The 13,720-nt window shown below is 68.1% G+C and carries 10 protein-coding genes; all 10 read right to left on the reverse strand.

The genetic code is table 11. The annotated features are described in order from the left end of the window. Positions 1-16: 16 nt before the first annotated feature. A complete protein-coding gene (ubiM, locus tag ON759_RS11120; protein WP_271680454.1) occupies positions 17-1,246 on the reverse strand; it encodes a 5-demethoxyubiquinol-8 5-hydroxylase UbiM in 1,230 nt (409 codons plus the stop codon). After that, positions 1,228-1,878, reverse strand: coding sequence for a carbonic anhydrase (locus tag ON759_RS11125; protein ID WP_271680455.1), 651 nt, complete (start codon positions 1,876-1,878; stop codon positions 1,228-1,230). Before ON759_RS11125 ends, ubiM begins: the two co-directional genes overlap by 19 nt. 7 nt (positions 1,879-1,885) lie before the next feature. Beyond that, positions 1,886-3,199 (reverse strand): MFS transporter, encoded by a 1,314-nt coding sequence (locus ON759_RS11130; RefSeq protein ID WP_271680456.1) that lies wholly within the window; start codon positions 3,197-3,199, stop codon positions 1,886-1,888. Between the two features lie 19 nt (positions 3,200-3,218). Continuing rightward, complete coding sequence (locus ON759_RS11135) at positions 3,219-4,580, reverse strand: MFS transporter (protein ID WP_271680457.1); 1,362 nt, start codon at positions 4,578-4,580, stop codon at positions 3,219-3,221. A gap of 134 nt (positions 4,581-4,714) precedes the next feature. After that, positions 4,715-6,124 (reverse strand): FAD-binding oxidoreductase, encoded by a 1,410-nt coding sequence (locus ON759_RS11140; protein ID WP_271680458.1) that lies wholly within the window; start codon positions 6,122-6,124, stop codon positions 4,715-4,717. Between the two features lie 3 nt (positions 6,125-6,127). Beyond that, positions 6,128-7,012, reverse strand: a complete 885-nt coding sequence (locus ON759_RS11145; RefSeq protein ID WP_271680459.1) for a peptidylprolyl isomerase — start codon at positions 7,010-7,012, stop codon at positions 6,128-6,130. Between the two features lie 3 nt (positions 7,013-7,015). After that, positions 7,016-7,717: a respiratory nitrate reductase subunit gamma gene (gene narI / locus ON759_RS11150; RefSeq protein WP_271680460.1), complete on the reverse strand. Its 702-nt coding sequence runs from the start codon at positions 7,715-7,717 to the stop codon at positions 7,016-7,018. Beyond that, a complete protein-coding gene (gene narJ / locus ON759_RS11155; protein WP_271680461.1) occupies positions 7,714-8,400 on the reverse strand; it encodes a nitrate reductase molybdenum cofactor assembly chaperone in 687 nt (228 codons plus the stop codon). The genes narI and narJ overlap by 4 nt, the downstream gene beginning before the upstream one ends. Continuing rightward, on the reverse strand, positions 8,397-9,944 hold the full coding sequence (narH, locus tag ON759_RS11160) for a nitrate reductase subunit beta (protein ID WP_271680462.1): 1,548 nt from the start codon (positions 9,942-9,944) through the stop codon (positions 8,397-8,399). The genes narJ and narH overlap by 4 nt, the downstream gene beginning before the upstream one ends. After that, a complete protein-coding gene (locus ON759_RS11165) occupies positions 9,944-13,687 on the reverse strand; it encodes a nitrate reductase subunit alpha (RefSeq protein WP_271680463.1) in 3,744 nt (1,247 codons plus the stop codon). The genes narH and ON759_RS11165 overlap by 1 nt, the downstream gene beginning before the upstream one ends. Positions 13,688-13,720: the final 33 nt, after the last annotated feature.

The following is a 13,720-nucleotide window of genomic DNA, read 5'->3' on the forward strand; positions in this document are numbered from 1 at the left end:
CGCGGGCGCGTAGAGGTCAGGGGCGCTGGCCCCGCGCCAGCCATGCCGGCATGGGCGGCAATGGCAGGCCGCCACCGCGGTCGACCAGCCCGCGCGCGACCAGCTGCCTGAACCCCGGAAGTCGCGCGGACGCGCGCAGCAACGCCTTGCGCAGCACCCGCGTCGGCGCGCGGTCGTCCGTGAACAGGTCGACCACCAGCCGAGTGGCTTTATAGAGGGGTGCGGTAGCCAGTCGATGGCCCCGCCCATAGCGCGCGAGCAGGCGCGCGTTGCCCGGGTCGCCGCCGGCGCGCGCCGCTTCCCGCAGGATTCCGGCAAGCCGCTCGATGCCAGCCAGGCCAAAATTGAACCCGTGCGCGGTGACCGGATGCATGCCGACCGCGGCATCACCCACCAGCGCGAAGCGCGGGCCGAGGAAATCGCGGGCATACACGCCGACCAGCGGATATGCATGTGGATTCGCGGCGATGCGGATGGTGCCGAGGCGATGCGCGAAGCGCGCGGTCAGGTCGATGCCCTGGTCCTCCGGGGACTTCGCCATGAACGCGGACGCCTCGCCCGGCAACAGGGTCACGACCGCGGACGATGTGTGCGGATCGTGCAATGGCAACAGCGCCAGGGTCTGGCCGTAGCGGAACCACTCCCACGCGGTCGCCGCGTGCGGCGCATCGTGCACCACCTTCACCACCACCATGACCTTGCCGAAGTCGTGGTGGTCGGCGCGGATCCCCATCGCCCGCCGGCAACCGGAGAACCGGTTGTCGGCGGCGATCGCCAGCTTCGCCTCGAAGCGACGGCCATCGTCCAACTGCACCGCGATCACGTCCGGCCCCGGCTCCAGCGCGGTGACCCGCGCGCCGCCGATGATCGCGATGTCGTCGCGGCCACGGACGGACGCATGCGCAGCGCGCCGGATGGCATGGTGCGGGACCATCCAGCCCAGTGGATCGCCACTGCGTGCGGGCGGCTTGAAGCGCAAGCCGTCGTGGTCGTCGCCATCGATCACCAGCGCCTGCCGCAGCTCGCCGATCTCCTCCGGCGCGAGCGCCTGCCATATGCCAAGCCGTTCCAGCGCGTCGCGGCTTGCGTGGGTCAGGGCGATCTCGCGGCCGTCGTCCGGCGGGTCGGCGAGCGCATCGGCGGGCCCCTGCTCGAGCACGGTCACCGCAAGGCCGCTGCCCGCGAGCGCGCGGGCCATGCACAGGCCGCTCGGGCCCGCGCCGATGATCAGGATGTCGCTTGCCATGCCAGGGGCTCCATTGCGAAGAAGTCGACCGCGCCGCTGGCGAGGTCGTAGTCGGCGCCGACGATGCGCAGCCCACCCTGCAGTTCGGCGTAGCGCAGGTAATCCGATTGCGCGCGCAGGTTGTGGATGGTGGCGCGCACGTTGGCGCGGATCGCCGGTGGCATGCACGCCTCCGCGCCGCCGCTACCGCATTCGGCGAGCACCGGCGCGATGCCCGGCGCGATGCGGTCGACGATCGCGTGCAGGGCGGGGCTGGTCTCCGCCGGCGCCATGCAGTGGGCGAGGGTGGCGCGCACCGCCCCGCAATTGGAATGGCCGAGCACCACGACCAGCTTGGTCTGGAATTGCTCGACCGCGAATTCGATGCTGCCCACTTGCGAGGGCGCGGCGATGTTGCCGGCGACGCGGATCACGAACAGGTCGCCCAGTCCCTGGTCGAACACGAACTCGGCCGGTGCGCGCGAATCGGAACAGCCCAGCACCACCGCGAACGGGCGCTGCGCGCGCGCGTGGTCCTCGCGCCGCGCGTGGCTGAGCAGCGCTTCCAGGCTGACCACGTGGTCGACGAAACGGCGGTTGCCCTCGCGCAAGCGCGCGAGGGCCTGGTCCGCATCGAGCTGGGGTCCCTGCATGGCGCTCTCAGCGACCCGCCTGCGGCATGATTTCCGGCAGGTCGGTGTCGCCCGTGATCTGCGGATGGCGCGACACGTCCATGCGCCGGATCGCGAAGTGCATCCACACCAGCGCGGTACTGACCAGCACGAACAGCAGCATGAAGCAGCTGGTCCAGATCCCGAGTGCGTCGTTCATCGCGCCGAAGGTGATCGGCAGGATGAAGCCGCCAAGACCACCGATCATGCCGACCACGCCGCCGACCGCGCCGACGTTGTTCGGGTAGTACACCGGGATGTGCTTGTACACCGCGGCCTTGCCCAGCGACATGAAGAAGCCGAGCACGAACACCAGCACGATGAACGGCACCAGACCCACCGCCAGCCGGAACTCCATCGGCCCGTTGATGCCATCGATCACATAAGTGGTGGAGGGATACGAGAGCAGGAAGGTGCACACGGCGGACACGCCGAACGTCCAGTACATGACCCGTCGCGCGCCGATCCTGTCCGACAGCCAGCCGCCGACGATGCGGAACAGGCTGGCCGGGATCGAGTAGCAGGCTGCGATCAGGCCGGCGGTCTTGACGTCCAGCCCGTAGGCCCCGGTCAGGTAACGCGGCAGCCACAGCGCCAGCGCCACGAACGCGCCGAACACGAAGAAGTAGTAAAGCGAGAAGCGCCACACCTGCAGGTTGCGCAGCGGCTTCATCTGCTCGGCGAACGGGACTGGCTTGATGCCCTCGGCCTTGCGCCGCGCCAGTCCGGGATCGTCCTTGGTGAACAGGAAGAACAGCACCGCGGTGATCGCCAGGCCGATCGCCCAGAAACGCGCCACGCCATGCCAGCCATAGGCCACCATCACCATCGGCGCCAGCAGCTTGGTGACGGCGGAGCCGATGTTGCCGGCGCCGAAGATGCCCAGCGCGGTGCCCTGCTTCTCCTGCGGGAACCACTTGGAGACGTAGGCGATGCCGACCGCGAACGAACCACCCGCGATACCCACGGCCAGCGCGGCCAGCAGGAACTGCGGGTAGGTCTGCGCATAGGTCAGCATCCACGTCGCGGCGGCGCCAGCCAGCATCACCAGGCTGAACACGATGCGCCCGCCGTACTGCTCGGTCCACACGCCGAGGAACAGGCGGATCAGCGACCCGGTCAGGATCGGGGTGGCGGCGAGCAGGCCGAATTGGGTATCGCTGAGGCCCAGGTCCTTCTTGATCTGGATACCGATGATCGAAAAGATCGTCCATACCGCGAAGCACACGGTGAAGGCGAACGTACTGCCCCAAAGGGCCAGGTTCTGCTGGCCGCTGGAGGGGGTGGCGGGAACGGCGTTCATGCGCGAGGTCTCCGTTGGCTCAGCAGGGATTGGCGGCGCCGCGGCGGGCGTACATCCACCAGTTCAGGGCGACGTTGAAGGCGAAGAACCCGGCCAGTCCGTAGAAGACCGGCACCGCCGACTTGAACGCGCCGAACGACCACGCGAACAGCATGCCGAACAGGAACGGGCCGTAGGCGGCGATCGCCGCGGTGAAGCCGATCACGCCGGCGGCCTGGCGCGGGGCGAACAGCATCGGCATCTGCTTGAAGGTGGAGGCGTTGCCGATGCCGGCGAAGAAGAACAGCGCCAGCATCCAGCCAACGAAGGTCGGGAACGATGCCAGCGAATCAGGCGACACGAACCGGGCCACCATCACCGCGCACGCCACCATGCCCACGCCCGCCCACTGGGTGACGCGCGCGCCGCCCAGCTTGTCCGACAGCGGCCCGGCGATGACCCGCGCCAGCGAGCCGACCAGCGGCCCCCAGAACGCGTACTTGAGCGGATCCGGCGCGCCTTCGAAGCCGCCGAAGCCCTGCTTGATGAGCAACGGGAACGTCGCGGCCAGGCCGGAGAATCCGCCGAAGGTCATCATGTACAGCGAGGTCATCGACCAGTTGTGCCTGGACTTGAAGATGTCGAATTGCTCTGCGAAGTTGGCCTTGACCGGCACCGACTTCAGCAGCAGCCATGCGGTGATGCCGAACACCACCACGAACGGGATGAACACCGCCGCGGCATTCTGCAGGTGGACCTGGCTCTCGACGCCGTTCTTGACCAAGGTCTGGCTGTCGCCCATGAACGCGGCGCCGCCGAGCAGCGCCACGCCGATGATCCACGGCGTCACGAACTGCACGATCGACACGCCGAGGTTGCCGATGCCGGCCTGGATGGCCAGCGCGGTGCCCAGCAGCCGCTTCGGGAAGAACAGGCTGGTGGACGGCATGAACGAGGAGAAGTTGCCGCCGCCGAGCCCGGCGAAGAACGAGAGCAGCAGCAGCACCCAGTACGGCACGTTCGGGTCCTGCACCGCGAAGAACCAGCCGACCAGCGGCACCAGCAGGGACAGCGTGGACAGGCTCACCACGTGGCGGGTGCCGACCATCGGAGTCAGGAACATGTGCACCAGGCGCAGGGTGCCCCCGGCCAGGCCGGGCATCGCGGTCAGCCAGAACAGCTGGCTGGGCGTGAAGGTGTAGCCGATCTGCGGCAGCCGCACCACCAGCGCCGAGACCAGGAACCAGGCGGCGAAGGCGAGGGTGAGGTTGACCGTGGTGAGGGCGAGGGTACGCCACGCGACGGCGGAGCCGCCGCCCTCCCAGAACGCCTGGTCCTCGGGTTCCCAGCGGGTGAGCCAGGTGGCGGATGCCTTCGTGGCTGCGGGTGTGGTGGCGGACATGGAGCCTCCGGCAAAGGGGATGATGGGGAATGCGTGGCGGCCATGATGGGCGTGGCCTGGCATTGCTGAATTGACGTTCATCAATTGCGGTAGGGGACGCGCTTGATCCATGTCAAGGTCGAGGCATCCGGTGATCACGAGGGGAGCACGCGCCCGGGGTTCAGCAGCCCCTGCGGGTCGAGTGCCTGCTTGAGCGCGCGCATCATCGCCAGCGCCACTGGCGACTTGCGCACCGCCAGTTCGGCGGCCTTCAACGCGCCGATGCCGTGCTCCGCCGCGAACGAACCGCCGCGCCCGAGCACCGCGTCATGCACGTGGCGGGTCAGGGTGGTTTCATGGCGTTGCAGGAACTCGGCGGCCGGCATGCCGTCGGGTGTCTGCAGGTTGTAGTGCAGGTTGCCGTCGCCGAGGTGGCCGAACACGACTAGTTGCAGGCCAGGCACCAACGCGCGCAGGGACGCGTCCATGTCGCCCAGGAAGCCGGGGATCGCCGAGACCGGCAGGGCGATGTCGTGCTTGATGTTCAGGCCCTCGCGGGCCTGCGCCAGCGGGATCGCCTCGCGCAACTGCCAGAGTTCGCGCGCCTGCGCCGCATTGGCCGCGACCACCGCATCGGCCGCCAGGCAACGCACCGACGCCTCGCCGAGCAGGCCCTCGAGTTGCGCTTGCGCTTCATCGTCGCGGTTGGCGGCGAGTTCCATCAGCACCGTCCACGGTGCCGCCGGCAGCGGGTTGCGCAGCTGCGGGAAATGCCGCGCCTGCAAGCGCAGGGCGAACTCGCCCATCACTTCGAAGCCGGTGAGGCCGGCGTCCAGGCGCGCGCGGGCGAGGCGCAGCAGGCCGATCGCGGCGTCGATCCCGGGGCAGGCGGCGAGTGCGGTCAGCGTGGCCCCCGGGCGCGGATACAGCTTCATGGTCGCGGCGGTGATGATGCCCAGCGTGCCCTCGCTGCCGATGAACAGGTCGCGCAGGTCGTAGCCGCTGTTGTCCTTGCGCAGCCCGGACAGGCCGTCCCAGACCTCGCCGGCCGCGGTCACCACTTCCAGGCCGAGGCACAGGTCGCGCGCGTTGCCGTAGCGCAGCACCTGGGTGCCGCCGGCATTGCTGGACAGGTTGCCGCCGAGTGTGCAGCTGCCCTGCGAGCCCAGCCGCAGCGGGAACAGCAGGCCATGCGCCTCCGCCGCGTCGTGCAGCGACTGCAGCACGCAGCCGGCCTCGACGGTGGCGGTGAGGTTGTCGGCATCGATCGCGCGCACCCGATGCATGCGCGCCAGGCTCAGCAGCAGTTGGGTGCCGCTCGCGTCCGGCACGCCACCGCCGACCAGACCGGTATTGCCGCCCTGGGGCACGATCGGCACCGCATGCGCGGCGCACAACCGCACCACCGCGGCGACTTCTGCCGTGCCGGCAGGACGCGCCACTGCCAGCGGGCGGCCGCGGTAACGCCTCCGCCAGTCCACTGCGTAGGCGTCGAGGTCGCCATCGACCAGCACGTTGGCATCGCCGAGGCAGGCACGCAGTGCCTGCAGGAAGGCCGCGCCCATCGCTCAGTCGCCGAGCGCGATGCCTTCCACGCCGTAGCGTTGCGCCAGGATGTGCAGGTACTGGTGCAGCGCGTTCTGCTGCGCCTGCGTCTCCATGTACGCGGCGATGCGCGCGCGTGCGTCCTCGAACGACAGCGGCTCGCCGTCGACGCGCTCCAGCACCTCGACCACGTGGTGGCCGTAGCGGGTCTCCACGGTCAGGCCAGCGAACCCGGGTTTGAGCATGAACAGCTGGCGATCGAATTCGGGCACGGTGTCGCCACGTTCGATCCAGCCCAGCTCGCCGCCCTGGTCGCGCGACGGGCAGGCGGAATGACGCATCGCGAACTCGATGAAGCGGTCCGGCTCCGCGCGCAACGCGCCGATCAGTTCCTCGCCCAGCTGTTGCGCACGCTGCCGCGCGGCGATGTCGGCGGGCGCCGCCGCCAGCAGGATATGGCGCACGCGGATCGCGTCGGGGTGGTGCAGGCGCGTGCGGTTGGCCTCGAAGTACTGGCGCAGCGCGGCGTCGTCGGTGGCCGGCAAGGGCACTTCGGCATCGATCAGCGCACGCACCCGGGCTTCGTCTTCGGTCTCGCCATCGAGCGGCTCGACCGCCAGCTGCAGGCGTTCGCATTCGAGCCGCACCAGTTCGCGGACGACCAGGGTGGTCGCCGCGGCCTGGCGCGCCTCGTGCGGATCGTCGGCGCGGTGGAACTGCATCTCGCGGGCGATCTCGGCTTCGTCGATCGGGGTGTCGCCGACCCGCACGAACACCGGCGCCGGCCCGGCCAGCGGCTGGCTGGGGTCGTCGTCGTGGGCATGCCCGTGCGCCTCGGCGTTGGCCTTGGCCGCTGCGTCCGACAGCGGCCCGGCATCCATCACGATCGGGATTGCGCGACTGGACATGGCTCAGCGCGCCGGGTACTGCAGCGGACGCTGGCGCTTGCGCACCACCTGGTACGGGCGGGTCAGGTAACCGACCGGGATCGACCAGACGTGCACCAGGCGGGTGAACGGGGTCAGCAGGATCAGGGTCATGCCCAGGACCACATGGGTCTTGAAGATCCAGTGCGCGTCGGCGATGTACTCGGCGGCGCCGCCACGGAAGGTGACGATGTGCTGCGCCCACTCGCCGAGCCTGATCATCTGGCCGCCGTCCATGTGCCCGGCGGAGACGGAGATCGAGAACAGCCCGAGGATCAGCTGGATGTAAAGCAGCACCAGGATCAGGATGTCGCGGCCGCTGGAGGTGGCGCGGATGCGCGGGTTGAACAGCCGGCGCGCAAGCAGGATGGTCAGGCCGATGAAGCAGATCACCCCGAAGATGCCGCCCACTACCATCGCCACCAGCTGTTTCTGCGGCGCGGTGATGAAGTGCTCGTACAGGGCGTGCGGGGTCAGCAGGCCGACCAGGTGGCCACCGAGGATGGCCAGGATGCCGATGTGGAACCAGTTGCTGCCCAGCCGCATCCACTTGCCGGAGAGCAGCTGGCTGGAGCCGCTGCGCCAGGTGTAGGCGGCATGGTCGAAACGGGCCCAGCAACCGATCGCGAACACCGCCAGCGCGAGGTAGGGATAGAACTGGAACAGGAGGGTATCGACGTAGTTCATGGCGTCACCGTGGGTTCGATCCGCTTCGCGCCCGACGGCAGTCGGGTCGGGGGGTTGCACTCTTCGCCCGGGGCTTCGGCCCCGAAGCGCACCGCTTCTTCTTCCCAGACCCGGTCGATGGCCTCGGGCGTGTCGTCGCGTTCCTCGCTCGCCACCCGCGTCCGCAGGGCGGCGAGGTCGAGCTTGCCGGCGGCGGTTTCGACCAGGGTTTCGAGCAGGACGGCGTAAGGGCTGCCACGTTCCTGCGCGCGCGCCGCCAGCAGTTCCAGGATGTGCGCGACATGCGACAGCCAGTCGCGCACTTCCTCCACCGGCCGCAGCGACAGGTACTCCAGCACCACCGGCAGGTAGTCGGGCAACTGCTTCACGCCCAGCTCGAAGCCGTGGCCGCGGTAGGTCGCCAGCAGGTCCACCATCGCCTGCCCGCGGTCGCGCGATTCGCCATGGATATGCTCGAACAGCAGCAGGCTCATCGCCCGGCCGCGGTCGAACAGGCCCAGCCAGCGCTCCTGTGCCGCCATCGGCTCCTGCGCGACGAGGTCGTCGACGAAACCGCGCAGCGCGACCCGCCGCGCCGGCGACAACGCCGGGTCGGCGCAGGCCTCGCGCAATTCATCGGCGTGCGCCCACAGGTCGTCCTGCGGATAGTCCAGCAACACCGCGATCAGCTTGAGCAGCTTCATGCTTTTTCCCGGACCGGCAACTGGCGCGCCGGCGGCACGTGGTAGGTCTGGGTCGAGCGCCCGCCGAACAGCGCTTCCGCGGGGCTCGACGGCGAGCAACCGTCGCCGAAGGTGAAGCCGCAGCCGCCGCGTTCGCCGAACGCATCGTTGGCGTATTCGCGGTGCGCCGTCGGGATCACGAAGCGGTCCTCGTAGTTGGCGATGGCGAGGTAGCGGTACATCTCCTCGGCCTGGTGCAGGGTCAGTCCGGCCTGGTGCAGCACGTCCAGGTCTTCCACGCCGTCCACGTGCATCGCGCGGCGCCAGGCACGCATGGCGAGCATGCGTTCCATCGCGCGCACCACCGGGGCCTCATCGCCGGCGGTCAGCAGGTTGGCCAGGTAGCGCACCGGGATCCGCAGCGATTTCACGTCGGGGATCTCGCCGTTCTTGCCGATGCGCCCGGCATCCGCGGCCGACTGGATCGGCGACAGCGGCGGCACGTACCAGACCATCGGCAACGTGCGGTATTCGGGGTGCAGCGGCAGCGCCAGCTTCCAGTCGATCGCCAGCTTGTACACCGGCGATGCCACGGCGGCGTCCAGCCAGCTATCGGGGATGCCTTCCGCGCGCGCGGCCGCGATCACCTTCGGGTCGTTGGGGTCCAGGAAGATGTCGAGGTGGGCCTGGTACAGGTCCTTCTCGGACGGCACCGAAGCGGCTTCCTGGATGCGGTCGGCGTCGTACAGCATCACCCCGAGGTAGCGGATGCGGCCCACGCAGGTTTCCGAGCACACCGTCGGCTCGCCCATCTCGATGCGCGGGTAGCAGAAGATGCACTTCTCGGATTTGCCCGACTTCCAGTTGTAGTAGATCTTCTTGTACGGGCAGGCGGAGACGCACATGCGCCAGCCGCGGCACTTGTCCTGGTCGATCAGGACGATGCCGTCCTCCTCGCGCTTGTAGATCGCGCCGGACGGGCAGGAAGCGACGCACGCCGGGTTCAGGCAGTGCTCGCACAGCCGCGGCAGGTACATCATGAAGGTCTTCTCGAACGCGCCGTAGATCTCGCGCTGCACGCCGTCGAAGTTGCTGTCCTTGCTGCGCTTGGCGAACTCGGTGCCGAGGATTTCCTCCCAGTTCGGGCCCCAGTGGATCTTCTGCATGCGCTCGCCGGTAAGCAGCGAGCGCGGACGCGCAGTCGGCTGGTGCTTGCCTTCCGGCGCCTGGTGCAGGTGCTGGTAGTCGAACTCGAACGGCTCGTAGTAGTCGTCGATCTGCGGCAGGTCGGGGTTGGCGAAGATCTTGGCGAGCAGGCGCAGGCGGCCACCAGCCTTCAGGGTGACCTTGCCGCTGCGGTCGCGCACCCAGCCACCGTTCCACTTGCGCTGGTTCTCCCATTCCTTGGGATAGCCGATGCCGGGCTTGGTCTCGACGTTGTTGAACCAGGCGTACTCGACGCCTTCGCGGCTGGTCCACACGTTCTTGCAGGTGATCGAGCAGGTGTGGCAGCCGATGCACTTGTCCAGGTTGAGGACCATCGCGATCTGGGCACGGACTTTCATCACACCACCTCCTTGGCATTGGCCGGCACGGGTTCACCGTCGAGCCAGTCGACCTTGTCCATCTTGCGCACGATCACCAGCTCGTCGCGGTTGGTGCCGACGGTGCCGTAGTAGTTGAAGCCGTAGGCGAGTTGCGCGTAGCCGCCGATCATGTGGGTGGGCTTGACCACCACGCGGGTCACCGAGTTGTGGATGCCACCGCGGGTGCCGGTGATCTCCGAGCCCGGCGTGTTGAGGATGCGTTCCTGTGCGTGGTACATCATCGCAATGCCGTTCATCATGCGCTGGCTGACCACCGCGCGGGCAGCGATCGCACCGTTGACGTTGAACAGTTCGATCCAGTCGTTGTCCTCGATGCCGGCGCTCTTCGCGTCGTCCTCCGAGAGCCACACGATCGGCCCGCCGCGCGACAGCGTCTGCATGATCAGGTTGTCGCTGTAGGTGCTGTGGATCCCCCATTTCTGGTGCGGGGTGATCCAGTTCAGCACGATCTCCTTGTTGCCGTTCGGCTTCTTGCCGTGGATCGGCTTGATCGTCTTGGTGTCCACCGGCGGGCGGTAGCCCATGAAGCCCTCGCCGAAATCGCGCATCCACTCGTGGTCCTGGTAGAACTGCTGGCGGCCGGTCAGGGTGCGCCACGGGATCAGTTCGTGGACGTTGGTGTAGCCGGCGTTGTAGCTGACGTTCTCGTCCTCCAGGCCCGACCAGATCGGCGAGCTGATGATCTTGCGCGGCTGCGCCTGGATGTCGCGGAAGCGGATCGCCTCGTGCTCCTTGCCCTCGGCCAGGTGGGTGTGGTTGCGGCCGGTGAAGCCTTCCAGCGACTTCCACGCCTTCACCGCGACATGGCCGTTGGTCTCCGGGGCGAGGTGCATGATCGCCTCGGCGCAGTCGATCGCGGTGTCCAGCTGCGGGCGGCCGTGGCTGACGCCGGCCTCGGTCACTTCATGGTTGAGCCTGCCGAGGAACTCGATCTCGTGCTTGGTATCCCAGTTCATGCCCTTGCCGCCGTTGCCCTGGGAATCGAGCAGCGGGCCGAGCGAGGTGAACTTCTTGTACAGGTTCGGATAGTCGCGCTCGACCACCACCATGCTCGGTGCGGTCTTGCCGGGGATCAGTTCGCACTCGCCCTTCTTCCAGTCGGTCACGCCGTAGGGCATGGCGATCTCGCCCGGGGTGTCGTGCAGGGTGGGGACCAGCACCAGGTCCTTCTCCACACCCAGCACGCCAGGGGCAAGCCGGCTCACGGTGCGTGCGATGCCCTTGAAGATGTCCCAGTCGCTGCGCGCTTCCCACGCCGGGTCCACCGCCTTCGAAAGCGGGTGGATGAACGGGTGCATGTCCGAGGTGTTGAGGTCGTTCTTCTCGTACCAGGTCGCGGTGGGCAGCACGATGTCGCTGTACAGCGCGGTGGTGCACATGCGGAAGTCCAGCGTCACCAGCAGGTCGAGCTTGCCCTCCGGCGCCTCGTCGCGCCACTTCACTTCCTCGGGCCTGGCCGCGCCGCGTTCGCCCAGGTCCTTGCCCTGCAGGCCGTGGCGGGTACCCAGCAGGTGCTTGAGCATGTACTCGTGGCCCTTGCCGGAACTGCCCAGCAGGTTCGAGCGCCAGATGAACAGGTTGCGCGGATAGTTCTCCGGCGCGTCGGGATCGGCGAAGGCGAAATCCAGGCTACCGTCCTTGAGCTTGCCGACCGCGTAATCCACCGGCGCCACGCCGGCCTGTTCGGCCTCGCGCACCACCTGCATCGGATTGCTGTTGAGCTGCGGGATCGACGGCAGCCAGCCCATCCGCACCGCGCGCAGGTTGTAGTCGGCCAGCGAGCCGGTGTGTTTGGACTTGTCGGCCAGCGGCGACAGGATTTCGTCGACGCCCAGTTTCTCGTAGCGGTACTGGCTCGAGTTGAAGTAGAAGAACGAGGTGCCGTTCATCTGCCGCGGCGGCTTGCTCCAGTCGGTGGCGAACGCCAGCGGCGCCCAGCCGGACTGCGGGCGCAACTTCTCCTGGCCCACGTAGTGCGCCCAGCCGCCGCCGCTCTGGCCGACGCAGCCGCACATCACGAGCATGTTGATCAACCCGCGGTAGTTCATGTCGTTGTGGAACCAGTGGTTCATCGCCGCGCCGACGATGATCATGCTGCGGCCACGGGTCTTGTCGGCGGTGCGCGCGAATTCGTGGGCGATGCGGATCACCTCCGCGCGCGGCACGCCCGTGATGCGCTCCTGCCAGGCCGGGGTGCCGGGCACGTTGTCGTCGAAGCTGCTGGCAACGTTGCCGCCGCCGAAGCCGCGATCCACGCCGTACTGCGCCAGCAGCAGGTCGTACACGCTGGCCACTGCCCACTCCTGCCCATCGGCCAGCTGCAGGCGCTTGATGGGGATGTTGCGCTCCAGCACCTCGTCGAACTTGGACTCGGTCCAGTAATCGTTCTCGATGCCGCCGAAGTAAGGGAAGCTGACCGCCTCGATGGCGTCCGCGTGGTCCTTCAGGCTCAGCCGCAGGCGGGTGTCGCGGCCGGCGCTGTCCTTCTCCTCGATGTTCCACTTGCCCTTCTCGCCCCAGCGGAAGCCGACCGATCCGTTCGGCACGGTGATCGCGCCGGTGGCGTCGTCGTAGGCCAGGGTCTTCCACTCGGGGTTGTTGGTTTCGCCGAGGCCGCCGAGGTCGGCGGCGCGCAGGTAACGCTCCGGCACCAGTCGGCCGTCGTCGCGCTTCTGCAGGCGCACCAGCAGCGGCATGTCGCTGTACTGGCGGCAGTAGTCGGTGAAGTACTGCGAGGGATTGTCGACGTGGAACTGCTTCAGGATCACGTGGCCGAAGGCGAAGGCCAGCGCCGCGTCGGTGCCCTGCTTGGGATGCAGCCAGTGGTCGGTGAGCTTGGCGACCTCGGAGTAGTCCGGGGTGATCGCCACCGTCTTGGTGCCGTTGTAACGGGCTTCGGTGAAGAAGTGCGCGTCCGGCGTGCGCGTCTGCGGGACGTTGGAGCCCCACGCGATGATGTAGCGGCTGTTGTACCAGTCGGCCGATTCGGGCACGTCGGTCTGCTCGCCCCACACCTGCGGCGAGGACGGCGGCAGGTCGCAGTACCAGTCGTAGAAGCTGAGGCAGGCGCCCCCAAGCAGCGACAGGTAGCGCGCGCCGGCGGCGTAGCTGACCATCGACATCGCGGGGATCGGCGAGAAGCCGACCACCCGGTCCGGGCCCCAGCGCTTGACCGTGTGCAGGTTGGAGGCGGCGATGATTTCGTTGACTTCGTCCCAGCTGGAGCGCACGAAGCCGCCCATGCCGCGCTTGGTCTTGTAGCTCTTCGCCTTGGCGTCGTCGCTGACGATGCTGGCCCAGGCGTCGACCGGTGCCTTGTCCTTGCGCGCCTCGCGCCACAGCTTGAGCAGCGCGCTGCGGATCAGCGGGTACTTCACCCGGTTCGCGCTGTACAGGTACCAGGAATAGCTGGCGCCACGCGGGCAGCCACGCGGTTCGTGGTTGGGCAGGTCGGGGCGGGTACGCGGGTAATCGGTCTGCTGGGTTTCCCAGGTGACCAGCCCGTTCTTGACGTAGACCTTCCAGCTGCAGGAGCCGGTGCAGTTCACGCCGTGGGTGGAGCGCACGATCTTGTCGTACTGCCAACGCTGGCGGTAGCTGTCTTCCCAGCTGCGGTCATCGTCCCGGGTGGCGCCATGGCCATCGGAGAAGGACTCGGGGGCGGGCTTGAGGAAGTTCAGCCGATCGAGGAAGTAGCTCATGTGATGGGTCCGGTCCGGTGGCAGCGGCAGTTT

The organism is Thermomonas mangrovi (genome assembly GCF_028201335.1).
Taxonomy (GTDB): Bacteria; Pseudomonadota; Gammaproteobacteria; order Xanthomonadales; family Xanthomonadaceae; genus Thermomonas; species Thermomonas mangrovi.

Bases quoted from the DNA above. Each gene is read 5' to 3' on its own strand.
- ubiM (WP_271680454.1), bottom strand. From the start codon at position 1,246: ATGGCAAGCGACATCCTGATCATCGGCGCGGGCCCGAGCGGCCTGTGC.
- ON759_RS11125 (WP_271680455.1), bottom strand. From the start codon at position 1,878: ATGCAGGGACCCCAGCTCGATGCGGACCAGGCCCTCGCGCGCTTGCGC.
- ON759_RS11130 (WP_271680456.1), bottom strand. From the start codon at position 3,199: ATGAACGCCGTTCCCGCCACCCCCTCCAGCGGCCAGCAGAACCTGGCC.
- ON759_RS11135 (WP_271680457.1), bottom strand. From the start codon at position 4,580: ATGTCCGCCACCACACCCGCAGCCACGAAGGCATCCGCCACCTGGCTC.
- ON759_RS11140 (WP_271680458.1), bottom strand. From the start codon at position 6,124: ATGGGCGCGGCCTTCCTGCAGGCACTGCGTGCCTGCCTCGGCGATGCC.
- ON759_RS11145 (WP_271680459.1), bottom strand. From the start codon at position 7,012: ATGTCCAGTCGCGCAATCCCGATCGTGATGGATGCCGGGCCGCTGTCG.
- narI (WP_271680460.1), bottom strand. From the start codon at position 7,717: ATGAACTACGTCGATACCCTCCTGTTCCAGTTCTATCCCTACCTCGCG.
- narJ (WP_271680461.1), bottom strand. From the start codon at position 8,400: ATGAAGCTGCTCAAGCTGATCGCGGTGTTGCTGGACTATCCGCAGGAC.
- narH (WP_271680462.1), bottom strand. From the start codon at position 9,944: ATGAAAGTCCGTGCCCAGATCGCGATGGTCCTCAACCTGGACAAGTGC.
- ON759_RS11165 (WP_271680463.1), bottom strand. From the start codon at position 13,687: ATGAGCTACTTCCTCGATCGGCTGAACTTCCTCAAGCCCGCCCCCGAG.